The organism is Methylobacterium sp. GC_Met_2, from assembly GCF_026540795.1.
Lineage (GTDB): Bacteria > Pseudomonadota > Alphaproteobacteria > Rhizobiales > Beijerinckiaceae > Methylobacterium.
The window spans coordinates 25,798-51,393 of the sequence record NZ_JALNUM010000033.1 but is presented as its reverse complement, the minus strand read 5'-3'; the positions used below and the strand labels follow the sequence as shown (position 1 = coordinate 51,393).

General features: G+C 59.2%; 24 protein-coding genes and 2 tRNA genes. 19 read left to right on the top strand and 7 right to left on the bottom strand.

The genetic code is table 11. The features are described 5' to 3' along the window. From OXS49_RS13790 to OXS49_RS13765, 6 genes are all read left to right on the top strand, one after another. On the top strand, nt 1-1,778 hold a 1,778-nt coding region (locus OXS49_RS13790; protein ID WP_346016945.1), incomplete at its 5' end, for an adenylate/guanylate cyclase domain-containing protein. Between the two features lie 291 nt (nt 1,779-2,069). Next, nucleotides 2,070-2,780 (top strand): hypothetical protein, encoded by a 711-nt coding sequence (locus OXS49_RS13785; RefSeq protein ID WP_267424945.1) that lies wholly within the window; start codon nt 2,070-2,072, stop codon nt 2,778-2,780. Between the two features lie 212 nt (nt 2,781-2,992). Next, the gene (locus OXS49_RS13780) at nt 2,993-4,105 is read left to right on the top strand and encodes an MBL fold metallo-hydrolase (protein WP_267424943.1); all 1,113 of its coding nucleotides are present in this window, start codon (nt 2,993-2,995) and stop codon (nt 4,103-4,105) included. Further along, nucleotides 4,102-4,767, top strand: a complete 666-nt coding sequence (locus tag OXS49_RS13775) for a hypothetical protein (RefSeq protein ID WP_267424941.1) — start codon at nt 4,102-4,104, stop codon at nt 4,765-4,767. The genes OXS49_RS13780 and OXS49_RS13775 overlap by 4 nt, the downstream gene beginning before the upstream one ends. A 1,942-nt stretch (nt 4,768-6,709) precedes the next feature. Beyond that, entirely contained in the window at nt 6,710-8,326 is a 1,617-nt protein-coding gene (locus tag OXS49_RS13770) for an SUMF1/EgtB/PvdO family nonheme iron enzyme (protein WP_267424939.1), read from the top strand. 17 nt (nt 8,327-8,343) lie between these two features. Next, nucleotides 8,344-8,769 (top strand): DUF4399 domain-containing protein, encoded by a 426-nt coding sequence (locus OXS49_RS13765; protein WP_267424952.1) that lies wholly within the window; start codon nt 8,344-8,346, stop codon nt 8,767-8,769. A gap of 430 nt (nt 8,770-9,199) precedes the next feature. Here OXS49_RS13765 and OXS49_RS13760 read toward each other — a convergent pair whose 3' ends face one another. Continuing rightward, nucleotides 9,200-9,595 carry an acyl-CoA thioesterase gene (locus tag OXS49_RS13760; RefSeq protein ID WP_267424937.1) on the bottom strand — a complete coding sequence of 132 codons (396 nt, stop codon included), beginning with the start codon at nt 9,593-9,595 and terminating at the stop codon, nt 9,200-9,202. Nucleotides 9,596-10,601: 1,006 nt separating this feature from the next. Between OXS49_RS13760 and OXS49_RS13755 the strand changes: the two genes are divergently transcribed. Beyond that, nucleotides 10,602-12,338 carry an AIPR family protein gene (locus tag OXS49_RS13755; protein ID WP_267424935.1) on the top strand — a complete coding sequence of 579 codons (1,737 nt, stop codon included), beginning with the start codon at nt 10,602-10,604 and terminating at the stop codon, nt 12,336-12,338. Nucleotides 12,339-12,821: 483 nt separating this feature from the next. On the opposite strand, the gene OXS49_RS33635 is transcribed toward OXS49_RS13755, so the two are convergent. Continuing rightward, nucleotides 12,822-13,997, bottom strand: a complete 1,176-nt coding sequence (locus OXS49_RS33635) for a tyrosine-type recombinase/integrase (RefSeq protein WP_267424933.1) — start codon at nt 13,995-13,997, stop codon at nt 12,822-12,824. A 128-nt stretch (nt 13,998-14,125) separates the two neighbouring features. On the opposite strand from OXS49_RS33635, the gene OXS49_RS13745 reads away from it, so the two are divergent. From OXS49_RS13745 to OXS49_RS13710, 8 genes are all read left to right on the top strand, one after another. Next, a tRNA-His gene (locus tag OXS49_RS13745) sits at nt 14,126-14,202 on the top strand. A 187-nt stretch (nt 14,203-14,389) separates the two neighbouring features. Continuing rightward, complete coding sequence (gene hpt / locus OXS49_RS13740; protein WP_244001855.1) at nt 14,390-14,956, top strand: hypoxanthine phosphoribosyltransferase; 567 nt, start codon at nt 14,390-14,392, stop codon at nt 14,954-14,956. Between the two features lie 165 nt (nt 14,957-15,121). After that, nucleotides 15,122-15,487 (top strand): response regulator, encoded by a 366-nt coding sequence (locus tag OXS49_RS13735; RefSeq protein ID WP_147940768.1) that lies wholly within the window; start codon nt 15,122-15,124, stop codon nt 15,485-15,487. 30 nt (nt 15,488-15,517) lie between these two features. Then, a complete protein-coding gene (locus tag OXS49_RS13730) occupies nt 15,518-15,817 on the top strand; it encodes a hypothetical protein (protein ID WP_244001853.1) in 300 nt (99 codons plus the stop codon). Nucleotides 15,818-16,132: 315 nt separating this feature from the next. Further along, nucleotides 16,133-16,387, top strand: coding sequence for a PilZ domain-containing protein (locus OXS49_RS13725; RefSeq protein WP_244001851.1), 255 nt, complete (start codon nt 16,133-16,135; stop codon nt 16,385-16,387). 284 nt (nt 16,388-16,671) lie between these two features. Beyond that, nucleotides 16,672-17,046: a hypothetical protein gene (locus tag OXS49_RS13720; protein WP_267424929.1), complete on the top strand. Its 375-nt coding sequence runs from the start codon at nt 16,672-16,674 to the stop codon at nt 17,044-17,046. Between the two features lie 182 nt (nt 17,047-17,228). Then, nucleotides 17,229-17,303, top strand: a tRNA-Thr gene (locus OXS49_RS13715). Nucleotides 17,304-17,475: 172 nt separating this feature from the next. Continuing rightward, nucleotides 17,476-17,646 (top strand): hypothetical protein, encoded by a 171-nt coding sequence (locus OXS49_RS13710; RefSeq protein ID WP_267424954.1) that lies wholly within the window; start codon nt 17,476-17,478, stop codon nt 17,644-17,646. Between the two features lie 366 nt (nt 17,647-18,012). Here the strand turns inward: OXS49_RS13710 and OXS49_RS13705 are convergent, their stop codons facing one another. Genes OXS49_RS13705 through OXS49_RS13695 form a run of 3 tightly spaced genes read right to left on the bottom strand, consistent with a single transcriptional unit; the run spans nt 18,013 to nt 19,132 of the window. Beyond that, entirely contained in the window at nt 18,013-18,462 is a 450-nt protein-coding gene (locus tag OXS49_RS13705) for a hypothetical protein (protein ID WP_267424927.1), read from the bottom strand. Then, on the bottom strand, nt 18,459-18,698 hold the full coding sequence (locus OXS49_RS13700) for a hypothetical protein (protein ID WP_267424925.1): 240 nt from the start codon (nt 18,696-18,698) through the stop codon (nt 18,459-18,461). The genes OXS49_RS13705 and OXS49_RS13700 overlap by 4 nt, the downstream gene beginning before the upstream one ends. Beyond that, nucleotides 18,695-19,132 carry a hypothetical protein gene (locus tag OXS49_RS13695; RefSeq protein ID WP_267424923.1) on the bottom strand — a complete coding sequence of 146 codons (438 nt, stop codon included), beginning with the start codon at nt 19,130-19,132 and terminating at the stop codon, nt 18,695-18,697. The genes OXS49_RS13700 and OXS49_RS13695 overlap by 4 nt, the downstream gene beginning before the upstream one ends. A 112-nt stretch (nt 19,133-19,244) precedes the next feature. On the opposite strand from OXS49_RS13695, the gene OXS49_RS13690 reads away from it, so the two are divergent. The 4 genes from OXS49_RS13690 (at nt 19,245) to OXS49_RS13675 (ending at nt 22,173) form a co-directional block, all read left to right on the top strand. Then, nucleotides 19,245-19,430, top strand: a complete 186-nt coding sequence (locus tag OXS49_RS13690) for a hypothetical protein (protein WP_267424922.1) — start codon at nt 19,245-19,247, stop codon at nt 19,428-19,430. Continuing rightward, entirely contained in the window at nt 19,427-19,720 is a 294-nt protein-coding gene (locus OXS49_RS13685; protein ID WP_267424921.1) for a hypothetical protein, read from the top strand. Before OXS49_RS13690 ends, OXS49_RS13685 begins: the two co-directional genes overlap by 4 nt. An 838-nt stretch (nt 19,721-20,558) precedes the next feature. Next, on the top strand, nt 20,559-21,059 hold the full coding sequence (locus OXS49_RS13680) for an ImmA/IrrE family metallo-endopeptidase (protein WP_267424919.1): 501 nt from the start codon (nt 20,559-20,561) through the stop codon (nt 21,057-21,059). A gap of 136 nt (nt 21,060-21,195) precedes the next feature. Further along, the gene (locus tag OXS49_RS13675; protein ID WP_267424918.1) at nt 21,196-22,173 is read left to right on the top strand and encodes a hypothetical protein; all 978 of its coding nucleotides are present in this window, start codon (nt 21,196-21,198) and stop codon (nt 22,171-22,173) included. 523 nt (nt 22,174-22,696) lie between these two features. Here the strand turns inward: OXS49_RS13675 and OXS49_RS13670 are convergent. Both OXS49_RS13670 and OXS49_RS13665 read right to left on the bottom strand, forming a co-directional pair. Further along, nucleotides 22,697-22,975: a hypothetical protein gene (locus OXS49_RS13670; protein WP_267424917.1), complete on the bottom strand. Its 279-nt coding sequence runs from the start codon at nt 22,973-22,975 to the stop codon at nt 22,697-22,699. A 161-nt stretch (nt 22,976-23,136) separates the two neighbouring features. Further along, on the bottom strand, nt 23,137-25,503 hold the full coding sequence (locus tag OXS49_RS13665; protein ID WP_267424916.1) for a phage tail tip lysozyme: 2,367 nt from the start codon (nt 25,501-25,503) through the stop codon (nt 23,137-23,139). Nucleotides 25,504-25,596: the final 93 nt, after the last annotated feature.

The following is a 25,596-nucleotide window of genomic DNA, read 5'->3' as shown; positions in this document are numbered from 1 at the left end:
CTGCAATTCTCGTTGCCGATATCGTTGGTTACAGCCGTATCATGGGCTTAGATGAGGCTGGCACCATCAAGCGCCTGAAAGCACTCCGTCGCGATCTCATTGACCCCGCTACCAAGACGGCTCAGGGCCGGATTGTGAAGACCATGGGCGACGGTCTGCTGGTCGAATTCCCTAGCCCGCTGAGAGCCGTTTCCTGCGCCGTTCGCATCCAACGCGCTATGGCCAACTGGGAGCCGGCCTTGTCCGAGGGCCGACGCTTCAAGCTCCGCTTCGGCATCAACGTGGGCGACGTTGTTGCTCAACCCGACGGTGACCTTTTCGGTGACGGCGTAAACGTAGCCGCTCGGCTCGAACCGCTAGCGGAGCCTGGGGGTCTGTGTGTGTCACGGTCCGTCCATGAACAAGTCCGGGACAAGCTGGCCTACCGTTTCGAGGACAAGGGCAAGCTGGAACTCAAAAATATCGCTCGGCCGATCGGCGTGTTCGCCTTGTCTGCCGATGCCGTCCGCTCTTTGACACTAGCCGACGATGAGGAAGAGGATGAGGAAGCCTCTGAGCCAAGCCAGGGGCAGACACTCGCATCAACGTCCCAATTTCCGCGCCGTCGCGGTCTGGTCCCGATTGCCCTAGCTGCAACGGTCGTCGTAGCCGTTGCGGGCTCCTATGGTTGGTCGGTCACACGTGCAAAAGCGCCTTCTCTTGAGAACACGCTTGCCGTCCAAAACGGCTTACCGCCGAAGCCCCTGCCACCCCTTTCCCTAGTGGTGCTTCCTTTCGCCAATCTCAGCAACGATCCCGACCAGGAATATTTCGCCGACGGTTTGACCGAGGACCTTACCACCGACCTGTCACATCTCGCCGGAAGTTTCGTGATCGCACGTAACACGGCCTTCACCTACAAGGGTAAGGCCGTTGATGTGAAACAGGTCGGGCGAGACCTGGGGGTTCGCTACGCTCTTGAAGGAAGTGTTAGAAGAACCGGTGAACACGTGGTTCTTAATGCGCAGCTAATCTCGACAGAAACCGGAGCACATATATGGGCCGATAGATGTGACGGCGAGCGCAGCCGATTGGGAGAAATCCAGGCCGAGTTTGTAGCGAGACTAGCAAGATCTTTAGACGTTCAACTTAGTCAAGCAGAGGGACTTCGAGTCCTCAGGGATGGAGCTATAAATCCCACGGCTGCCGACCTTAACATGCTTGGCTGGGCTGCTATGAATCGGGCAAGAACGCCCGCGAATACATTAGAGGCTCGCAGTAAGTTCGAGCAGAGTCTGAGCATAGATGTAAATAACCCTCAAGCGAAGATTGGACTTGCGCGAGCCATCTCTCAAGCCGTCAATACAAAAGTAAGCAAGGACACTGTTGCTGATAGTCAGATTGCATTAAAACTAGCAAACGAAGGTTTGGCAGCAAACCCGCAAAGTCCTATGGCCCATTACGCGAAAGCAGAAGCACTTCGAGCAACGAAAGATTTTGAGCTAGGATTGTGTGAAATTGCCGTTGCCGTGGAATATAACCCAAATATGGCAATTGCTCACGCACTCGCGGGAATAACAGAACTTTGGAATGGAAAGGCTGCTAATACCTTCGGGCATGTCGATAAGGCAATCAGACTTAGTCCGAAAGACCCGCTAATTAATGCGTGGGAATATTATATTTGTCATGCCCACACCCATCTAAAGCACTGGGACGATGCTATAAATTGGTGTAACAAATCGGTAGGCCATGTGCCTTACTATTTCTCATATATTGATCTTGCGGTGGCACATGCCTAGTTGGGGCATAAAGAAGAAGCGAAGGAAGCAATTGATAATGTGCTTAAATTGATGCCTGGACTGACATTATCTGCTCTTGCAAAGGCTGATTATTCTCGAAATCCTACTTTCCTGAAAGAATATCAGCATATCGTCGAGGGCGCTCGACTGGCGGGACTTCCTGAAGGCCCGACCGATTAAATTCGGCCCTACACCCCGACGGAGGAGCTTCTCTCTCGACGTGTCTTGAAGCGCGCTAACTACGAAACGATCCGGGCTGCGGTCACTGCCCGGTAGCTCGGAGGTCCCCCTATGGCTCCAATCCCAGAAGCATCAGCAGCCCAGCTTCCGTTCACGGGGCTGGAGATGCGGAATCTTCGTTTAGACCCATGTGCAGCCTACAAAGCGGCGAAGCGGTCGATTCATGAGACCATCAGGGATGGCAAAACGGGTCTAGATCTCTCCGGCTACGGCCTCACTGAGCTGCCCGAGGAAATTGCACAGCTCTACGAATTGAACGTAAGTTTTGATTTCAGGGGCTGCGCACGCCTGACAAAGCTCCCCGCTGGCTTTCGAGCCAAGGGAAGTGTTCTACTCGACAACTGCACTGGTTTGACCGCACTGCCTGAAAGGATGTCCGTCGGAGGCGGCTTATGGCTGACTAATTGCTTGAGCTTAAGTGCGTTGCCCAGTCACTTGTCGGTTGGAAGCCGCCTTCATTTGATTGGCTGCAGAGGGCTGAGGGCCGTTGGGGACGGCCTTTCCGTCGGTGGCGAGCTTGACGCGGCGGTCTGTGAAGCCTTGAGCATGCTACCGGAAAACTTGTCGGTTGGTGGCGGCCTCCATCTCGAAGGTTGCATAAATTTGGCGGCGCTGCCGAATAAGTTATCTGTCGGGGGAGACCTCTGGCTGATGGACTGCGAAGCTCTAACGACATTACCGACAAGCTTATCCGTCGGCGGCTACATCCATTTGGAAGGATGCACGGGTCTGGAAGCTATACGGGCGCGATTTGAGGGCTGACTACGAAACCATCCGGGCGACGGTAACCAACCGATAGCCCTCTAAAATAGCCTGGCGGCGCCTCACGAGGCCGGCCTGGGCTCCCGCAGGGTCGTTGCCAGTGCATCGGCGTGCAGCCGACGGAACGGCGTTACCTTCCGAGGAACGAAAAGCGAACCTCCGGCTTGTCAAAGCTAGACGTCTTCATAGTTGGTCTCAAGGAAACGAGGGCCATGCACTGTGAAATTGAATTCTTGCCGGTAGGGGCAGGTTCGAAGGCTGGCGACGCTATCGTGGTGCGCTACGGCTACGATCATGATTTTAAGCTGATGCTGATCGACGGCGGCCATGCCAGTACGGGCGAGGAAATCATTGAGCATCTGCACGCTAATTTCGGCAAGGATGCATCTCTGGAACACGTGTTGCTGACGCATTCGGACGCCGATCATGCCTCCGGTTTGCGAACGGTGCTTGAGAGGGTCAGTGTCTCAAACCTGTGGCTGCACATCCCTTGGTTGTTGGCTGAAGAGGTCCGACATCTGTTCAAGAACAAGCAGTGGACCGAGGATGGGCTGAGGACGGCCATCAAAGCCGAATACGATATCATCAGCGAGGTCGTAGACCTTGCGCGCACTCAGGGCACGACGCTGCACTACCCGTTCCAAGGCAAGGACATCGGACCCTTTCGGGTCTGCTCGCCCACTTGGCACGCCTACAAGCATCTGCTGCCGCAATTCGAGAAGACGCCCGACCCCGACCAGGCCGCGATCGAAGCGGCCGGCATGTGGATCCGGAAGGAGTCTGCGATCACCAAGATGGTCGAGGCGGCGCGAGCGGCCATTCAGAGTTGGACCACGGAGAGTTGGGACAACGAGCGCCTGCGGGACGGCGGCGTAACGAGCGCCAGCAATGAATCGAGCGTCGTGCTGTATGGCGCTTTCGAGAACGCCAACACGGTGCTGCTGACGGGCGATGCTGGCCTGAACGGCCTAAGGTGGTCGGCTGACTATGCAGATAAGGCGGGGCTGCCCCTCCAACTGTTTAGCTTTGTGCAGATCCCGCATCACGGCAGCCGCCGCAACAGCGGGCCGACCGTGCTCAATCGCCTCATCGGCCCGAAGCTGCCGCAGGGGACAGGTGAGCGGTACTCGGCTTACGTCTCGGCGCCGGTCAACGACGACCAGCACCCGCGGCGTATCGTGCTCAACGCCTTCAAGCGCCGCGGTGGACGCATCTACGCGACGCAGGGCGGAAAGAAGGTTTATTGGGGCGGCTTTGCCCCCCGCCCCGGATATTCGACGGCTACCGGACTGCCGTTTTACACCGAGGTTGAAGAGTATACGTGAGCGGTGAATCGCCCCCAAAATCTCTCAAGGATCAGAATCGCTGGCCACTTTGGCTAACGATCGCAGCCAATTTCGCGCTGTTCTACGTCATCTCCCAATCCGATGCCCTGGCGTCGGTGGGATGGCAGGGCCTTCTTACGGGGGCAGTGAACCTCCTGCCGGTCGGGTTGGCGCTTATCGTCACCTCTGTGGCAAACGGGCTGCTCAGCGCCGCCGTGAAAGCGCGCCTCGTGTTCTTGCGGTGGCATCACGCGCTGCCGGGCAACCGCGCCTTTAGCGCGCACGCGCCGGCCGACCCGCGCATCGACCTCGAACGCCTGAAGAAGGCACTTGGCAAAAAATGGCCGGAGAGCCCCGCGGACCAGAACCGCGCATGGTACCGCATCTACAAGGAGATGGAGGGCGAAGCCGCCATCATCCAGGTTCACCGCGAGTTCTTGTTCACGCGAGATTATGCAGCGTTCGCGCTCCTGTTCCTGCTGGGTTTCGGCACGGCGGCCGTGTTCCTCATCAGCGCCAGGACGGTCCAGATAGGCTACTGCTTATTTCTACTGGGGCAGTTCGTTGTCGTGCGCCAGGCTGCGGCGACATACGGGACTAGGCTGGTAACGACCGTATTGGCACGGAAGGCGGCCAAACCCTCACGCGCCGCACGGAAGTAGCGGAAAATCAATCAACCGGAGGAAGGCGATTCGCTGTCCTTGGACAGGGAGCTAGGAGGTTGACGAATTCCCCCCCCTATCCGACCCACCCCTTCTGATCCTGGCAACGCCCGGAACCAGTCAAACAGATCATCAGACGACAGGCTGTCCTCGTCGCCCTCGGGGTCCGGTGCGGCCGCCTCGTCCTCAACCCTAACCTGGGGATCGGCACTCGAACTAACCCCACCTCTAAGATTTACGCAAATCACGCATACCGCATGATTTCTCGAACTAGAGGTGGATGCTGATTCAGCGCCGATTGGCTTTCAATCGTAGTCTGCCTCCGTGGTTGATAGACCAGACAACAGATGAAGTTTGGGGTGACAAATAGGTGGGTTCGCCCTCAACGCCGATCCATAGACTGCCCGAAAGCAGACGTCTCCGATGTCCGCAACGGGTCATTTTCGTAGTTTGAACGGACCCAAGCCTACCTCCGGTTTTGGGCAGCCCTCGTAGCAGTTTGTACGACTAGGTTGGGTCGGAAGAGGACCCTTAGGGAAGTAGCTTCTGTCAGATCAGCCAGCTATTTTTCTGCCGGCACATGCCACGCCTCGGGGAGAGCAGCGCCGACCTGCGCTGCCTGCTTTGCGCTCGCACCCCACACCACAACCGCAGACGGAAATGGCGCCGGCATGGCGCCGTCTCCAAACTTCAACCGTCCCCGAAGCATGAACACGTCTGCTGGGCCAGCTACGTTCATATGCCACCAACGGGTATCAGTGCGGGCCGGCACAAGGCCAACTACCACAGCACCGCCAGACGCCTCGGCGGCACATTTTGCCACCCATTTGCCGAGTTGGCGTCCATAGGGTGGATTCACGAAGACCTGGCCCCGCCACGGCATCGAGAGACCGTCGTCACTCACAGTCAGCCGAACCCGGGCTTTCACCCGCGCCCGACTAACGTCGGTCGAGGCTGCACATGGGTCCAAGTCAAACCGGCCAAACACGCTTTCCAAGGCTGCTATCAGCTCGCGAGGTGTCTCCCAGCCGTGAAAGATAGAACTGTTGCCGGTCCCGGTGTAGAACCCAGCCGTCGTGCCGATCGGCGCTAAATAAAAGCCGGCACCGACTGTGGCACCGTAGGCTTCCAGCGTCTCCAAGCGACCGGGACCACCTGCTTCCAGCACGGCCAATGTGGTGCGCGATACGTCAAGCATGCGAGCGAGCGCCCGCCGGCTCAATCCGCGACGGCGCCGTAAGGTGGCAAGCGCGGTTCCTGTGGGACCAGCGACAAGGCTGCGACCTCGCAGTTCGTGCTCGACCGACCGCAACACCGTCGACCAGCTTGTGAGCGTGCCCCGCCCCCGTTCCAAATTGCGAACGGTCGCAACGCTGATCCCGGCCGCGTCAGCAAGTTGAAGTTGGGTCATGCATGGGCGCCGCGTCGCCTTAAGTGCCGCCCCAAGCGAGGAAAGTTGGGCCACACGGCGCCTCGCTCCACCCTGAAATGCCTAGATAGTTGGGCCAACGGACACGCTTGAGTCAACTGACCCCACCGGTTGAATACTAATTCCGGTTGCCGAGAGCTCATTCGCATAATTCGCATCCCCGTCCAACCAACTGGTGAGCGATCGTTCGGTCGCAGGCGCCGAGCTGCTCTCCGCTTACCCTTCAGCCAGCAGTATCAAGGCCTGAGTTTATGAACCTACTTACGTTTATTGAACAAATGAGTAGATAGACTATCAATTCTATCTAAACTTCATAGTCGCTAAGTTTCAAGCGGCATTCGACAATCATCAAACAGTCATATTGGATTTAAAAGGCGTAATGAATATATTAATGGCATTCGCCCAGTAGCGTTCGGCATCAAAAACTGATATGTTCGGCTCAAATGAATTTCAATAGCGCAAAATAGGATTTGACACATCTGCGAAATCTGGTGGTCCAGAAAGTCCATCCACATGATCAAAGAAACATCATCTCACCCTTTCGCCAGCACGCGCCGTCTTGCTGCTATCATGTCCGCTGACATCGCAGGCTATAGTCGCTTGATGGGGCATGACGAGGAAGGGACCCATGCTCGATTGACACGCTACAAACGCGACATCGTTGATCCAACCATTACGGAGCACAGCGGATCAATCGTTAAACACATGGGTGATGGTTTTTTAGCCGTCTTCGATAGCCCGCTTGAAGCGACCCGTTGCGCGATTGTGATTCAACAAACGATAGCTGCGCGAAACTCGACAGTATCGGACAAAAATCAATGGTTGCAATATCGAATCGGCATTAATCTTGGCGATATCATTTTCGAAGCTGACGATGTATTTGGGGATGGTGTAAATATTGCCGCAAGGTTGCAAACCGCAGCTAAGCCGGGGGATGTGAACATTTCCGGGGGCGTATACGAGCAAATCAAGAATAAGCTTGTCTGCGGATATCAATCTCTTGGCGATGAGCGGCTTAAGAATATCACTGATCCAGTTCGAATCTACCGAGTTCTGCCTGATCCGTCTGCTGTCGGACAAGCAGAGCCCCGCTTGAAGCGATTAATTCGAACGGCCGTTCCACTCGTTGGTGCTTGCGCACTGACTTTTGGTGGGGGCGCCTGGTATGCCAACCGCAACACTAATACTGATCCAGTGGTCGCATCCGTCACGACTCGCCAAACTGAAATTCCTTTAGCGAATGTTCCGCCGCGGCCTCCGTCGGCTAAAGTCATCGAAGCTGTTTCGTCGGAAGCGCGAGCGGATACCGCTAGCCCCGCCCAAGTGGTTCCACCCCCTCTCATATCGCTTTCAGAACCTCGGATGGTGGCTGCGATCACGCCACCACCCCTACAAAAAGCGAAGCCGTCCTCGCAAACTAAGGGGTCTCGCGAATGTTCCGACTGTCCAGATATGCTCAATCTCCCCGGCGGTGAGTTTCGAATGGGAAGTTCGTCGGACTTCACCGAAAAACCAATTCACCTCGCTGTTGTTGCACCTTTTGCCTTGAGCCGTATACCTATAACATATGCTCAATGGCAGTCGTGCATTGCGGCAAACGAATGCAAATATCGGCCGGAAGGCGGAAGTGATCTTCCAGTCACAAATATCAGTTGGAATGATGCCCAGCAATACGTTGGCTGGTTATCGAAATCAACATCGAGGCCGTATCGTTTGCCAACAGAAGCGGAGTGGGAATTCGCAGCGCGTGCCGGAACTGTCACTGCCTTCTGGTGGGGTGCGCAGATGACGCCTGGCTACGCCAATTGCCGAGGATGCGGAACGCCACACGATCCCGAGAGGCCGATACAGATCGAGTCGCTGCCACCAAATGCCTTCGGCTTACAAGGCATGGGCGGCGGGGTTTCCGAATGGGTCTCGGACTGTTGGCACAGTAGCTACCATGGGGCGCCACGGACTGGGTCTTGGGAGACTCCGAATTGTCGAGAGCACGTCTTACGGGGCGGGTCCTGGCTCAGTGACCCAGACGATGTGAGAGTCAGCAGCCGTGAACACTACGATAGCGGTGTCCGCTATCCCACCCATGGGTTCCGAGTGGCGATCAGCGGAACCGGGGAGAAAAACCGATGAATAATCTGAGTGGTTACATGTGCTTCACTGGAATGATGCTGTTATGCAGCCCAGGCTATGCGCAAACGCCAGCCCCCGCTGATGCGGAACTATACCTCATTTCACCGAGAGACGGCGCAAAGCTTAGGAGTCCGATAACTGTGCGGTTCGGTCTAAAAAATATGGGCGTGACTCACGCCGGCGATACGGCATCAAATATGGGACATCATCATCTTCTTATAGATGTGACAGACCCCATCAATCCCACCGAGGCTTTGCCCGCAAACAAAAAATATCTCCATTTTGGAGCCGGCCAAACAGAAACAAAGATAGAACTTCCTCCAGGGAATCATACTCTTCAGTTAGTGCTTGGCGATGCTAACCACAAACCTTTCAAGCCTGTTGTTTTTAGCAAGATTATTCACATCCGGGTCCTGCGTTCTAACGCAGATGCTGCCTTTTGAAGATTGTTTCAGCATACAAAGTTCTAAACGTGAAAGAACTTCAGACACGCTCTAACTCGTCTGCTAAATCTGAAAGGTAGTTCAGGATGCGGTCGCCGGCCGGACCATCTAAGCACTCAATTTCGATGGTGACGGCCTGAGTTCTTCCCCTGGAAAGCCGCAAGATAGCTTCCGCAGCCTCCCCCGCTTTCCGTTCAGTGTCAGACTCGATTTTGACCGTGCACTCCGGCGCACTGATCACGATGCGACAGAAAACGTGTTCCATGAGATGCAAACGTTGGGGAACGGCTCCGGTTCGCCTGGCCACCTGCGACGTAGGCACTCTCAATACCTTGTTGCCTAACGACATCTGTGTCGGTGCCCGACTGAGGTCAGAGACCTTCGTGATGCGAGTGTTACCTCGCTCAGAGCCAACCTACGTTCTGGCCAATCAGAAATCACGACCGTCCAAAGCGCGAGGCTTTCCGTCCTCGTCTAGAGCCACGTAGGTGAACACGCCCTCAGTCACCTTCTCCGGGTTAGTGCCGGATCGATCCCGCACCCAGGTCTCGACCTTGACCGCTATAGACGTGTCGCCTTCCTCCTGAAGGGTGCAGTAGACACTTACCTCGTCCCCAACCGAGATCGGCCTTAGGAAGCGCATGGCCTCGATGCTCACAGTCACGAACCGGCCCGGGGCGCGTTGAGCGACGAAGGTCCCGCCGGCAAGATCCATCTGAGAGACGGTCCAACCTCCGAAAATGGCTCCGCTTGCGTTGGTGTCGCGTGGCATCGCCACGGTGCGTAAATGAGGACCACCAGGGACGTTCGGGATCTCGTCAGTCATATCTCCCTACTCCGTCCCACGGTGCCGTCCAGGAACCCGCCTTGGCTAGCAGTGCGCCCCGTAATGGACGAACAGGTCAGCAGGGTCTTAGTTCGCGGAGACTCACGCCCGGTGTGCGGTCCAGCTACCGCTGCAGGTCAGCAAACTGCCATCCTGGGTCCGCCACGTGCCCCGGCCGATCTCATCCCCCTCGACCCTTCCCATCACAAGCGCCGTCGTTGCCGCTGTCGAAATCGTCCCTCTCACAGCTCCAGCCTGTGAGATCCCGCCACTGACTGAATACAGGATGCTTGAGGATACGGTCGCCTCACCGCTCGCGACATTCATCTCGAGGCTCAGGGTGGCAGGACATGACCCACTCATAGTGGTGGCGTTGATGGTCCATCGCCCATCATACTTGGCTGGCACAGACACCGGATTGCCCGCCGCTAACGCCAGCGGAGCGCCAGCGAGCCATACCAGGACTGCCGCTGAAAACGCTGTTCGATGCATCATGTGAACCGCTGTCTGTTCCCCCGGGAGACACCTACGTCGGGTAGGTCGCGTAGCAAGGGCACCAAGGGCCGCGATGGGGCGGTCGATAAGCCTCAGACTCGCTCATGCCGGTCAGACATCGGCCCGATAATCGTTTCCAGTTCGGTCCAGCCCTCCAGCTTGGTCCCAGCGCGGCCGTCGGTTCGAATCACATCACAACCTGAAGCACGCAACGCCTCTTGCTGAATGGCCAAGCTCCGTGTTGAACTGCTCACCCGAGCGTAACCGTAGGTAGCGATGAATGCCCCCATCTTGTCAGCTTCAAGATCCGCCCGCCATGCCGTCTCATGAAGCAAATGCGGATCCTAAAAGGACACGCGCCACGGGCCGGAGCGTCTCATTGCTCTGTCTCGAATAAACTTACTCCAACAAGTCACTCAGCAAGCGACCTCGACCTGAATAAGAAGTTGTAGGCAACCTTCCTAGAAATTGCCGTGCAAAGTTGAGATTGAGCCCTTTTAGGAGGCTGTCGGTGGATCCAATCAGCACCGCATTGATGCGAGAGTTTGTCGCTCAGAACGGCCTTGATGAACTCGACGAAGCCAAGCAGTTTGAGCACTTTTCAACATTCGCCGTTATTTCTTCTCGGTTCAGCGATGACTTCGACACGGAAGACTTGGTAACGGGTGGAATATCAGATCTCGGCATTGACGCGTTTGCTGTTATAGTCAACGGTCGTATTATCGACGATGCGGATGGAGTGACAGACCTGCTCAATCTTAATGGCTATCTGGATGTTGAGTTCGTTTTCATTCAGGCCAAGAGAAGTTCTCGTTTCGAGGGATCGGCACTTCTCGCTCTAGGCGACAATTTGCGTAACGCGATCTTTAACGATGAGCCGGCGCTTCCTGTGAGCGACGATATCAAACGACTGGTTGAAATTAGAAGACGGGTTTACGAGTCTGCGGCCCGTTTGAAAGGCAATCCTGAGTGTCGCATTTTCTATGTCACTACGGGTCATTGGAGCAATGACGAATATTTAGTTTCCATCATAAATCGCAAGGTGCGCGAGTTAATGGAAACAAATCTTTTCAAAGACGTGAAATATACGCCGATCGGCGCGCAGCAGCTTCATGAGTTATACAGGAACACAAAAAGTAGCGTCAGCCGGGATATTACGTTCGGTAGATTTGTGGTCCTCCCGACAATTAAGAGTGTTCGGGCCTCCTATCTTGGAGTTCTGCCTGCAACCGAATACATCAAGTTGATTACGGATGAGGACGGCAATATACTGAAGTCCGTGTTTATCGACAATGTAAGAGATTTTCAAGGCGAGAACCCGGTAAACATTGGTATTACTAGCACCATCACAGGCGGTTCTCTGGATCAATTCGCGTTAAGAAATAACGGTGTTACGATTGTGTCCCGCGAGATTTCAACAACCGGAGACGTTTTTACATTGCGCGATTATCAAGTGGTCAATGGATGTCAGACAAGTCACGTTTTGTATGCGCAACAGCAAAGCCTTACAGATGCCTTGCTCATACCTGTTAAATTGATACACACCGATGACGAAGAAATAACGCAGGAAGTTATTAAATCAACTAATAGGCAAACACCGATTGATGAAAATGACCTACTTGCCCTGACACAATTTCAGCGCAATTTGGAAGATTATTATGGTGGTTTTCCGCAAGATCAAAAACTATACTATGAGCGACGGTCAAAACAATATGCGGGACAGCTAGACGTCGAGAAGTCGCGTATTGTTCCCGTAGGGATGCAACTAAAATACTTCGCTTCTATGTTTCTTGATGCCGCGTACCAAGCGGGGCGCTATCAAGGAACGCTTTTGGCCTCTGTCAAGGACCGTGTGTTCAAAAGCGAGCATCGGCCAGAGCCTTACTACACGGCCTCGTTGGCTTTCTATCGATTCGATGCGCTTTTGAAACGACTCGTCGGCGAAGAACGTAAGCTTCGGTCCTTCAAATTTCATCTCCTGAATGCATTTAGGTATCGATATGAGCCATCTGCGCTCCCGCCTGTCGCTGACAAGCGGATTGCGGCATATTGTGCGCACTTGAATGAAATCTTGTGGGATCAGGAACGTTGCCGGGCGGCATTCGAGGTCTGCGCAGACATCATACGCGAGTCTGCAGCAAGTCGCTCTATTCCTCTTGCTCGCGATGCCGCAAAGACAAGGGATCTATCTGAAGAAGTGAAAACACGGGCGATGGCCCAAAATCCGCGCAACGTTGTAAGTGGATGACACTTCTCTTAGAAGTATGTCCTGTCATCTCGGAAATATCGAATCAGGCTTTCGACATTATCGGCTTGCCATTGATCCCTCGCGGTCCTTCAAAGCTTTGGGTTCGGCCCTATCTGCCATCGGGAGGTGATCGTTTTTTTGGGACCCCGGCTATGGTCATCGACCTGATCCTGGCCCTGGAGGGTGACAGATCATCCCCGGCGTTCCGACTAAGTGGGACAGTGATCGCTTCGACGTGGTGCTTCGGTTTGATAGGGCGGTGCCGGACGCTCCCTGGTCCTTTCGCCAACTCGCTACGTCTCTTTATGTGGGGACGGCGACGCCCCATTCTCCGAGCTTGGAGGTTTGAGAGCGGGATATCGGCGGGCGATCCGCCACGGCTCCGGCCTGGCGATGGCTGACACTACTAGACGAACTGCGGGAGGCGCTCAGAACCCGTTAAGGCTTGCAGGTCTGGCCTGTGGGGAGCATCAACAGTGTCGCTCATCCCGGCGAGGCAAGCGCCAGAACGTGTGTGGCCCATAGGTCTAGGGCATCCCGCTTTTCCCGAGCGTAGGTCGCCCGGTTGTAGACCCCAGCGACCCCGGCTTTTGCACCGGATACGTGATTCAGCACAGCTTCTATGACGTGTGGCAATACCCGAAGGTTGGCCATGCCGGTGGCCGCCGTCCTTCGAAGATCGTGAAGTCGCCAGGGTGTCATCGCGATCCCGGATGCGGTGATCCGCCTATCAAGGCGCTCTTTCGAGTTCGACCACCCGCTGAACGCCCCTACACCATGACCGAACATCGGGCGGCGGCCCTCAACCCGTGGCTGAGTCGCCAGGATCTCAAGCACCGGACGGGACAGTGGAACCTCATGCGCTAGACCATTCTTCGTTCGTTCCGAGTGAATGGTCCAGACGGCGGCGCTAAAATTTAGCTCGGCCCTCGCCATCGATCCAACCTCGTCACGACGTTGGCCAGTGAGCAGGAGTAGGCGCACGATCCGCCCGTAAGTGTCATCCCGACACGCCTGCCAAATGGCGCGCAACTCTTCCTCATTCAGCACACGGTCCCGCGCCCTCTCGTCCGCCGGCCGGTTGGTTCCTACGACTGGGTTGCCCTCTGCGAGTCCTTCACCCATGGCCCAAGTGAACATTGCCGAGAGCGCGGACCGGGCGCGAACCGCTTTGATTCGGTGGCCATCGCTTGCGATTGCATTGATTTGTGCGGCGACATGCGCTCGCCTGATCTCATTCACCGGCATGCCTGCCAACGGCTGCCAGTCACGCTTGATATGCCGCTCTACCTCTACAAAAGATCGTGATCTCAGCCGAATTTTGGCCTGTTTCAGATACGCCTCGGCGACGCTGCTGAGTGTCACCGCTACCCCCACCTTGGCAGCAATCTTCTCTGCATGAGGGTCGATGCCGACCTGAACTCCGCTCAGGAGATCGCGAGCGCGCTTTCGCGCCTCATCAAGCGTGAGAGTTCCCACTCTTCCGACGACGACCCGCCGCGTGCGTCCATCCCTGCCGCGGTATTGGATCAGGTAGTTCCGTGAGCCACCCGCGTTCAGCTTCACGCCAAAGCCTTTCAGCGTGTCGTCCCAGGCGTAGAGTTCGTTCTTGCCGATCGGTAGCGCAAGCGCCCCGATGGAGGTTTTGGTGAGCCGCACAGGATCATCTCTAGGAAGCACACAGGAAGCAGGCGCACGACGTGTTTCGCATTTCTTGCGGTTTGCGTCGACCCTTAGACAGGTGGATAATAATTCAGAACAATGACTTAGATACACCCCCCGCCAGTGCCGCCGTAGCTCAGTTGGTTAGAGCACCAGATTGTGGATCTGGGGGTCCCCCGTTCGAGCCGGGGCGGTGGTACCATCCATTCAGCCGGACAGCGCAAGGGGTTGGCGGATCGCCGGCCCCTTTTGCGTTTGGGGTTCGCTCGATGACGCTGGGGTGCCTTGGATGCGCATCCGCAGTTCCCCCCGCGACCCGGGGACGCTAAGACCGCCCCTGAGCGCGGCGGCGGATTGCGTCCCGCGACCGGGTTACCGGGACACATGAGATGAGCATTCCCGAACGGCGCGTGCGAACCCTCTTCGACGAAGCGGCCATCGCCAAGCGCAACGACGAACTCGCCGAGGAGATCCTGGCCGCACGGCCGGAGAACCTCCTGGTCGTGGCGGTGCTCAAGGGCAGCTTCATGTTCGCCGCCGATCTGCTGCGGGCGCTGCACCGGGTCGGGCTCGCCCCCCAGGTCGAGTTCGTGCACCTGTCGAGCTACCGCACCGGAACGGTCTCCAGCGGACAGGTCGAGATCCTGCGGGACGTGCAGAGCGAGGTGCGCGGGCGCGACGTGCTGCTCGTCGACGACATCCTCGAATCCGGGCGGACCGTCGTCTTCGCCAAGGATCTGCTGATGGCGCGCGGCGCCCATCGGGTGCTCACCGCGGTCCTGCTGGAGAAGCCCGGCAAGCGCGCCGTGACCATCGACGCGGATTTCGTCGGCTTCATCTGCCCCGACGTGTTCGTCGTCGGCTACGGGATGGACGCCGCCCACGCCTTCCGGCAGCTGCCCTTCGTGGGCGTGGTCGATTTCGACAGCGGCGATCCCGATCTGTTCGATCCGTAGCGTCCGTCGGGGCGACGCGGCATTTTCGCCGCAGGCGCCGTCGATATGCCTGTATTCGGTGCATGGCGTCTTGACAGGCGGCGGGCAGGTCTGCGTCTGTCGTCTGTCAAGGGCCGACGTCGTCACGACGGGGGACCCGGGAATCGAGGACGTTTACGGGACCCCATGGCGCGCATCCTCCTGGTGGATGACGAAGAGACCGTCCGGGGCTTCCTCAAGCGGGGGCTCGAGATCGACGGACACGCGGTCGTCACCGCCAACGATGGAAGCGACGGGCTCGACCGCCTCAACGAGGCCGATGGCGGCTTCGACCTGATGCTCACCGACATCCGCATGCCGCTCATGGACGGCATCGCCCTGGCGCTGGCGGCCAAGCGCGACTTCCCGAACCTGACCATCCTGCTGATGACCGGCTTCGCGGACCAGCGCGAGCGGGCGCGCGGGCTCGACGCCATCGTCACCGACGTGCTGACCAAGCCCTTCTCGCTCGCGGACCTGCGGGCCACGGTAAGGCGCGCCCTGGCCGCCTGATCACCGGCCCTCACGGCGCGCGAGCGGCCCATGGCCGAACCCCATGGGGCGACCTACGTCCGGGGGCCATCCAGCGAGAGACCGGCCATGGCCTTCCCCGATTCGAACGAACCCAGCGCACAGGCGATCGACGATCTGGAGCTGGTCAACGCCCTGATCGAGCGCAAGGAGGCCGGCGAGCCGGTCGACCCCGATATCCAGGCGCTGCTGACCGACATGGAGCGGCTGGGGCTCACCGGCACCGATGCCTACGCGACGCTCGACGCCTACCGGCCGGGTCCGGCAACCGGGGCCACCGGCGGGGACGACGCGGACGCGACTCCAGCCTGAAGAGCGGCTTACGACCGGGGTCGCGCAGGCCGACGCGTGGCCGGCTCACCTCGGCAAGCGGCACGGCCCGCTCAAGCAGCCTTTGCCGAAGCGGATGCCGGTTCGGCGTAAAGGAGCGCGCCGAGGCAAAGTCGGAGCGCTGTGCACGATTGCGATGCGATCGGGCACGGCCCCTGCCCGAAGCGATCAAGTTGTCAGGACCTGTTGTCACGGCGGTAAGCGTGAAGACAGCTACGCGACGCTGCGTGCGCTGCCTTCAAGCGAACGAAGCCACCGTGGCCTATCTGTCCAACCTTGGGATTCTTGAGGTCGAACATGACAGCCGAACAGCGTCTCTCGGGCAGGACGGATTGCTTCAGCGCCGGGCATATCGTGGTCGCCGACACGGGCAGGCGGCTGCGCTGCCTCGTCTGGAACATGTCGGATACCGGCGCGCTGCTGGAGGCCGGCGATGACGACGCCGTACCCGAAACGTTCACGCTTCTGACCGCGATCGACCAGACGTCGCGCCGCTGCAGGGTCGTCCGGCGCACCGGCGCCCGGTTCGGCGTGGTCTTCGCTGAAGCCTGAGCGCCCGGCCTCATCGGCGGAGCCGCCGGCCGGACCGGGACACGCTCCGCGGGTCCGGGGGCCGATCGAGGCTGGCTCGCGCGACAGCGAAAAAGTTTTGCCTACCAGTATTGTCGTCTCAAGGAACCGCGCGGGCTCACACCCATCTGCGTGTTCCAGGATGCCGCGCGCCTTCTGACGCCCGGTCCTGCGGCGATTCCACGGCCCGATCCGGCGGAAGCGCACGGCAGGACCGCGATCGCCCGAGATGATCCGCCCCACCCCTTCGATCGACAGAGGAGACCATGATCCGACTTCGTGACGCCATGCTTTCGTCCACCCTGTTGCTGGCTCTTGGCGGGGCATCGACATCGGCCCTCGCGGCTGGTCGCTTCGACGGAGCTTGGTCGGTCGTCGCCACGACCGACACCGGGGCTTGCACCGGGCCCTACCTCTACCCGATCGTCATCCGGGACGGGACCGTGGACGATGCCGGAGGGAACGGGGTCGACGCATCCGGCCGCACCACGGCCGATGGCCGGATCAGCGGCACGATCCGGAAGGGCCTTGCCAGCGTGATGGTGTCGGGCCGCCTGCGCGGATCCGGCGGGACCGGGCGGTGGTCGCTGGCCGGCCTCGGCTCGTGCTCGGGCCGGTGGACGGCCCGCCGCACAAGCTAGGGTCCTGCCCCGCCCCCGATCGAGGCGAGGCCCAGGGTGTTGCGCGCCCGTGCCGGGCCAAACGAACGCGCGGCGAACGCAATCCGCCGGGCCGTGCGCCTTGACGAAACGCCCTCAAACGTAGTCAAACCCACGCCTGATGCACCGAAACCGCCAGCTTCTCCAACGGTTTCGGCGCGTCCGCCGGTGTAGCACAGCGGTAGTGCAGCGGTTTTGTAAACCGAAGGTCGGGAGTTCGATCCTCTCCACCGGCACCAATTGGAACAATGACTTAGCTTCATGTTACGCCTGCTAAATGCTCGACGGGATCCGTTGGGGTAACAGGTGGGGTAACGATGGTGCTGTTTCGCGTCGGCCAGAGCCGCCCACGCCGGATGCGCGAGCGACGTTTAATGGCGTAGGTAACATCCTCGAACTGAGGAGGATGCCTTGGTCTACGTGCTCATCATCATGCTGGCCGGATCAGGCTCGGGCTCGGCGATCGGGTCCATCGAGTTCAGCAGCAAGCCTGCGTGTGAAGAAGCGGCAAAAATGATCGCGGAGTCTAACGGCATCTTTTCTGGGGCTACCGCCGTGACCGTGTGTGCCGCTAAAGGCTAAGCTCAGCTTAGCTTTCGCCAGCTTGGCGACTCCTCGTTCGATCAAGGAGCGAAGTTGGCCACTTGAACCGAAGGCAAAACGGAAACGGTTTCCGTTTTCGAAAAGCGAAACCGTTTCGCATTCGTGCTCCCCGGATTTGGGGACCGGCGAAGGGGGTGGCGTTTCGCAACCCCCCTTACCGACACAGTGCCGGCATCGGTGGGAGCGCCGGAACCCCGCTGGCTGTGAGCGGGATCGGACCTCGCCCGACCGCGATCAATGTCCGCAGGCTCCGGGTGGCGTAGTAGTTCGCCCGGCGCAGGTCCCGGGTGGCCTGTCGGACCCGCCGCGTCTGCCACCACGCTACCGTGACGATAAACGGGCTGATCAGGTGCATGCCACGTCATCCTGCGGATGGTAGCAAAAGCCCCGGTAGTCCGGCGGCAGCGCTGTGCCCGTCAGCGAGAGCACCGCCTGCACCAACGCCATGAGCATGAGTTCATCGGCGTCGACGCAACTGGCGTCGCTGTAGGCCTGCTCCTCGGAGAGTGCGATCGACAGGGCCAGTACGCCAAGGCCAGCGAATGTTGTCGGCGGTGGCAGCGTGCAGGCCTCGTTAGCGTAGTGCATGACGGCACCATGCGCTTCTGAAGCCGCCTCGCATGCCGGCGAGAAGTTAGGCGATCCCCATCCCCACTCGGTATCCCGGTGACGACAATAGAGCGCGCGGGCCTGCGCCTCCCGGGAGACGTGAGGATCAGCGGCGACTGCCGGCACGGATGCCAGCGGGGCGGCGAGGATGGCGCCGAGCGCGGCGCGGCGGGTGGAGGCGGTCATCGTCCGTTCTCCCGAGCCGCTTGCTCCTGACGGCGAGCAGCCTCCCACCCTTTTGCCAGGCGCGCAGCGGCGTCTTCGATGGCGCAGCCAAGGGTGTAGAGGCAGTCGGCGGGGGTATCGTCGTGGTGAGCGCCTAGGTGGCGGATCAGCTTCCCGAGCCGCTGGATATCCAACAGCGGCTCCTCGAAGCGCAGCAGCGTGATGCTGAGGTCAGGCTGGGAACTGGGCGCGCTCATGCCGCCCTCCCGCTGTTGAAGTAGTGAGCGCCCCGGCCGGTCCACTCGGCCGCGCAGCCGTCCTGCTCGTCGGGTTCACGATCCACATCTGGTTCGTGGTCGGAGTTTGGCTCGCGGTCCGCGTCGCCATCCATGGCGTCGAGAAGATCGATTAGGCCACCGATCAGATCTTCGAGCTCGGGTCGGGACAGAGCGCGGATGCCGTGTGTGAACTGGGGCGGATCCAAAACTGGATTGGCCGCCTGAGCGAAGTGCCGGTCCAACCCGTCCTGAATGGCCGCAATGGCTTGATTGGCGGGATCGGCCGCCCGCATCGCGCGGATGGCCTGGGTGACGGGGCCCGACTGCCTGCCGAGCCCCTGGCCTAATAAGGGTGGGGCGCTGCGGGACAGGGGTAATAAGGGCGTGCGTGTGCTATGGGCGTGGGTAGCCATGCCGCTCTCCCAAACAGAGTGGTGAGGTTAGGTCCGGTGCGGGAGCTTCCACCTTCCCGCCGGGCCGATCTCGTGTTATCACCAGATCCCGAGCCCGTCAACTCGTGATAACATGAACGTGCCGCGCAAACCTCGCCCAAAGCAGACTGGCACCTTCATCGGCGTGCGCGTGCAGCCTGAGCACCTGCAGCCACTCGACGCTTGGATTGCTGAGCATCCCGAGCCGAAGCCGTCGCGGCCGGAGGCGATTCGCGAGGCAGTGGCAGAGCACCTGAAGGCGAAGGGCTATCTGAAATGAAGCGCAGCACCGTCACAGCCTTGCTGCTCATGGTGGCCAGCCCCGTAGCCTTGGCGCAAGCGCAGCAGGACATCCCCATCCAGCACGACCTCAAGCGCATGGACCGGCTCGACCGGCGCCTCGGTATTCCGGAAGACAGCGGCCGACGTGTCGACCCGAACGTGACGCCTGATAATCCGGAAGGCGTAGTCGGCTTCGACGGACCGCCCTTCAACTACGGTGATCCTGGTGTGATCGGTGATGGACCTCTGCCGCCTGGGTCGCCGGCCGATGATGACGACTGGAATTAGACCGCGGCTGGCCCTCTCGGACTGGCTTACAAGCCAGGGTTACGTGCGGCACCGCGAGGATCCGGAGGGGGTAAGCTGATGCTCCGCACCAAATGGCCGAAGGCGAGGGGCTAGCTGAGGTGAGGACGTCGCTGCTCGCGATGGTGCTCCCTGTCCTCGCAGTGTTGGCGGGAGCCGTGAACATCCTCAACGGTCTGGGCTGTGAACACCCCCAGCTCACGGTTTTGGTAGCCGGACTCTTTGCCGGTGGCGTGGTCGCGGTACTCGCCTGAAGCCATCCATCGACCCGTAGAGGAAGCCTTGAATGCAAAGCGGTCGTAGGGAGGCGAACATGGCTAGGGGGCGATCGAAGCGCAGGCTACCCGACAGCCTGACCCAGCACTTGTCGGATCCAAAAATCATAGCCCTGAAGCCGCGGGCGAGTCGGCGTCGCCCTTACCGCGTGTCCGGATCGGCAGAGAAGTTCGCCGTATCAGCGGTCGCCCTCATCATCGTGGTGTTGGCTGGCGGGCACCTGCTGCACGCTTGGTAGGCTGTGCATGACGTCCTCACGGACTGGCTCGCCGGCCAGGGCTACGCGCGGCACCGTGTGGATCCTGAGGGAGCAAACTGATGCTTCTCATCGAGCATCTGAAGGCGAAGGGCTATCTGGAGTGAGGCTGCCCCTTTGAAGACCGACGCGGCCTTTTCGCCAACATGTGTGCTCCAGCACTTGCATATGGTGAGTCTGACTTACATAGCCCGTGTGTTCTCTGCCTGTTCTCCTGGACAGATTCCATGAAGCCCGCGTAGGCAGGGAGAGAGGTGTTCCGTGGAGCCGGTTAGCCCTATCCCATGCATGCTGCAAAAACCGCAGGTGCATACGTTTGCCGAGGCGGTGGCAGAACACTTGGGGTATATCCCTGCCGAGCCGATTGATCCTATTCTCCAAAAAATAGATGGCCGCCTAGCGTATCGCCCGTTGTTTGGGACTGCGGAAAGCGCTGACTCAATACACGTCGAGCCTTCTGGAAACTTTACCATATTTATGTCTGGAATGACGTCGTCTGAACGCGATCGCTTTACCATAGCGCATGAGTTAGGGCATTATTTTCTACATTTCCCTCTCGTTCGAAAGCGGCATCCGGGCAAGATGATGGTTGCCACGCGCTGGGTTGATGAAACCGACGCAATACAAAGGCGAGCAGAGTGGGAAGCAAACTGGTTCGCTGCGGCTTTCCTCATGCCTGCGGATGCTTTTCGTCAAGCGGCAACATTATGCGACAATGATGTGTCGGAACTGTCTGCTAAATTCGGCGTGAGTTTACATGCCGCCAAGATAAGACTCAGGACGGTGTAATCAAAAGGTTTTTGAATTGCCTGTCTGTCCGCAGTATCGGCTCCGCCTGTTTTTATCAGTCGACTTGGTAGGGTCGACAGCATACAAAGCAGGCAAGGGCAAGGATCTGGTAGAGCGAACAGCGCGGCAGCGATGGGTGGATGAAACCCGTCATTTCTACCGTGAGTTTCCGAAGTCACTTCAGAGAGAATTTGACAAAACGCCCATCAGTGGAGATGCCAGCGAAGGACTTTGCCCGCAGGTCTGGAAGACTGTAGGCGACGAAATAATATTTTGCATTAGGCTAGTCCATTCACAGCATATGGGTCGATGCGTCTGGGCATTCATCAGAACTTTAGAGTATTACTCCCGTTTCCTTGAGGCAAGCAAGATAGAATTAGACGTCAAGGGCGTGGCGTGGACTGCCGCATTCCCGGCACCGAACATTACCGTTCCAATTGCATTGAAGCATGTAGAGGTCGATGCCTCGCCAATAGGCTTACAGGATCATGAACCCATCGAACAAGAGGGGGATAAAGAGCCATCTCGGTTTGAGTTTTTGGGCAAAGAAATCGATGCGGGATTTAGAGTAGCAAAAAATGCGAGTTCAGACAGGCTCGCACTTTCTCTTGAAGCTGCTTATTTGCTCTCTGATATATGTGCACTTGGCGATTACACTTTCGTTTTCACATATGAAGGACGTGAAGCACTAAAGGGCGTGATTGGCGGGCGTCCATACCCTGTAATCTCGATAGACACCGAAAGGCGCTCTTTTCGGAGGGAAGTTCGAGCCTTTGAACAATCAATCAGTGGAGACAAAGAGGCCAAACCTCATCTGTTAAAGACATTTCTCGATGCTTTTATGAAAGATGAGAAGATAGAACCTCCATATCTTTTGCGAAAAAGCGAGGCTTTTGAAGACCACAAACTGCCGGAAACTTATCGCACTTTCAGAAAATTCTGGCTTGAGGAACAAAAAGAGGATGATCAACGCACAAAGGTTGAAGAGCAATCTGAAGATGAGACTGCTCAGCACAATGACAATGCATCCATAACGGAAACCGACGCGGAGTCGTTGGCAGCTATAAAAGCCAGTGCAGATGAGTTATTTAATAGATTTCGAGACCAGCATTGACATACTATAATTTTATTACCCAGAAATCTATAGTTGCGCCCGATCTGCAATTCAAAAGGCTATCCTCACGCCATGCGCACAGCCCTCGCCGCCCTCGCTCTCGTCGTCGCTGCCGGTGGGGTGGAGGCGGCCGATCCGCTGCCGAAGTTCAAACCCAATACCCTCTACACAGATGCCCGAGTTTCGCTTCTGAGCCTGGGTTGGCAACCGGTACCAGCGTCGAACAGATCATGCGATCAGCGCGAGAGCACCTGCCAGACCTACCCTGAGGCCGAGAGCTGCGCTCCGTTCGGATCGGCAGCCTGCTTGATGCTTTGGAAGCGCGGTGAGCAGCTTATCAGCGTCATGACAATCGGCGACAGCGATATCCTGGTTAGGTCCGCTTCTTGCCGCTCTGGCTGCTAGGTGTATCGACCAAGAAAAGCCCGCCGCGGCGAACCGGGCGGGCTGAGGAGGTTCGTGGTCTCAGGAACGAACTGGCGTCTGCTAGAGCAAGTGCCGTTCCGATGATGTGACTATAGGATCACTTCCCGCCGCCGCTGCTGGTGGAACCAAGGCGCGAGGGCTGGCCTTCGTTGCCGGCAGCCGCGGAATCGGTGGCGATGCCATCGGCGGCCCGGCCAGTCGGCGAGTACGTGCCAGCGGTCTCCGCACCGGTCGAGCCGGGCTGGCGCGTCACGACGCCAGGTGCGCCGGGCGGAACGATCACGGTGGTGCTGGTCGGGGACTCAATAACGGCCTGGGCAAAGGCCGGGGTCGCCAGAGCTGCAATCATAGCGGTGGCGAGGGCGAACTTGATCAAGTCGATCTCCTGTCGAGCGTGGTGCGGCAGGAAACTCCTGAAGCGTCTGGCAACCAAGATTGCGCACGATCGATCCGTCGCTTTGCGCACGATTGTACACCGCTGTGCGCCGCCGCACGCCAGACATAAGCGGCAACAGAAGCTTCGCCGAATGCGGCGCCTCAATCCGCCCGCCGCATCTGCGCGCCGCTGCGCTGCACGACATCCTGAAACAGCTTGCCGCTAGCGGTCGTCGCCACCCGGGTCTCGGGACCGGGCTTGTGCACGTTCACAACGACGCTGCCGTTCGCTTCCAGTGAAGGCATGGCCACAACGCCAGCGCGAGCGGCAGAGGCAGCGACCCTGGCTCCGCCGGCTCGCAATCCCTCGGCCTCAGCCTGCTGGGCCTCAAAGGTCTTCCGTGCCGATTCCCTGGCTGCCCAGCCGCCGCCGTCGGCCCGCTCCGGCAACGTTGGGGTGATGGGACTGCCGTCCGCGCGCTGTGCTGTCGGCCCTTGGCCGCGGGATGCATCTCGCTGAAGCTGCCGAAGATTAGGGATCCTGAAGTCGAAAGCCTTTTTCTTATATTTTGGGCTCTCGAACTGATCGATGGCGATCCACATCTTTTCATCTTCGGATTTTGTCCGAAGCATTTTCTGCCATACGCCACGGTATCTGCCGGTCGTCACCTCGTCCCGAAAGTGCTGCTGCTGAGCGCCAACATCATACCAAGGCACGCCCATCCCGGCGGCTTTTCTGCGGAGCGCGTCTGCGCGATCCTTGTACCATTGAGCAGTACCGATCTCGCCAACTGTGCCGATCGATTTTGGGTTGAGGTCGGCGCTGGACTCGCCCTGCATAGTCCCGACCATGGCACGAGCCGTCCCGGCGTCGGCACCAAGCCCACCCTGTTCAAGGGGCCGCTGCATAAAGTCGAGCCAAGACTGGACCCGAGCTTTGCCTTCTGCTGTGCGGGGTCCAGTCCGCCAGCGGTGACCGTGCGTAACAATGGAGCCGTCACCGGCTGATGGCATCGGAGATCCGCCGCCGATAGACGGCACGCTCGGCCGTGGGCCGATCGGCGCGATGCTGGGTTTGGAGCCGCCGAGGCCGTTGAACCGACCGCCACCCGCTGGTCTCTGCTCGCCGCCGTAGCCGGGCCCCGAACCGCCACCCGGCAGGCTTGCGCCGCCCCCGAACCCGCCCGGCCGCCGGAAACCACCACCGCCACCGAACGCCGCCGACTGGATCGTAGCACCACCGAACAGCCCGCCCTGGGTATCCATCGACTGCTTCTGGACCGTCGCGCCGCCGCGGCTCGCCTTCATCTCGTCGGTGAGGCTGTCGACGCTCTTGCGGAGCTTTTCCGACGCCTCGAAGTCCTTCTGCTTCTGATCGGGCGTGCGGCCCGAAAGCCGGGACGCATCACCCTCGGCCTCCTGCAGCTTCTGCCTCAGCTTGGCGGCCTGGTCGCGAGACCGATCCGTGGCTGTGCCGGCGCCCTCAAGACCCTCGAAGTTCTGCAGCTGCCGTTTGATCTGGGCGATGCGATCCTGCTTATCCAGCAGATCGTCGCCCGGCATCGGCGCCAGCTTGCGCGCCAGGGGCCCCGATGCCCCGTCGAGGCCGCGCACGGCCCCGGCGACATTGCCATCGCGGATCGCATGGATGGCTTCCGCGATCTCGTGGAAGGCGTGGGCCATCGACCCGGCGAGCCTGGTTCCTTCCTTGAGGAATTCGGCCGCGTCGTCGCCGGCCTGCTTCCAGTTGATCTCGGCGAGCTCCTTCTTCACGCCCTGCAGGCCCTCGCGCAGCGACTTGGTCACGTCGGCGCGCTGACCTGAAACGAGGTTGTCGGCCCACGTCGTGAGGTCGGTAGCCGGGCCCAGCACCTCCCGGGCGATCGTCTGGCCAAGGCGCTGCATCGAGCTCTTGAGGCTGCTCACCGACCGGTCGAACTTCTCGGCGTTGAGGATGTCGTCGGGGTTGAAGGTCCCGATCTTCTCGCGGGCCTTCTGGAACAGATCGACCACTTTGCCGAGATGGCCGTCCGCGATCCGGGCGAGGTCCTGGTTGCCGAAAAACTGCTGAGCGAAGATGCCCCGCTCGACCGGGTTGCGGATTGTCTCCATGAAGGCGAGCGCCTTCTTGAGCTTCTCACCCTCGTCGCCCGTGCGCTGCAGGTCGGTGGCGAAATCTTGAAAAGCCTTGCGACCCGCGGCGTTCGTGCCCTGATGGATCACCCAGTTGAAGGCGTCGCCCGTCCCCTTCGCGAACGTCCGCATCTGAGCGGCGAAATTCTTGGTGGCGGACGCCACCGCGTCCTGTTCGATGCCGAACCGGCCCGCGACGGCGCCGAACTCCTGGAGGGTCTTGGCCGCCACGCCCGTCTCGCGCGAGAGCTGGCCGAGGCCCGTGAGGTTGCCAGTCAGCCTGTTGAGCGCGGCCGAGATTCCGGCCACGGCCGCACCCGCCGTCAGGCCGGTGACGCCCAGGGCGGCGAACGCCGGGTTCACGACGCTCGACGCGGTGCGCGCCGTCGACTGCATGGCGCCCTCGACGCCCTTGAACCCCTTGGCGAGCGTCTCGCTGTGGTTCGCGCCGGTCCGGGCGGTGTCGAGCAGCTGGGACCGCAGGGCCTT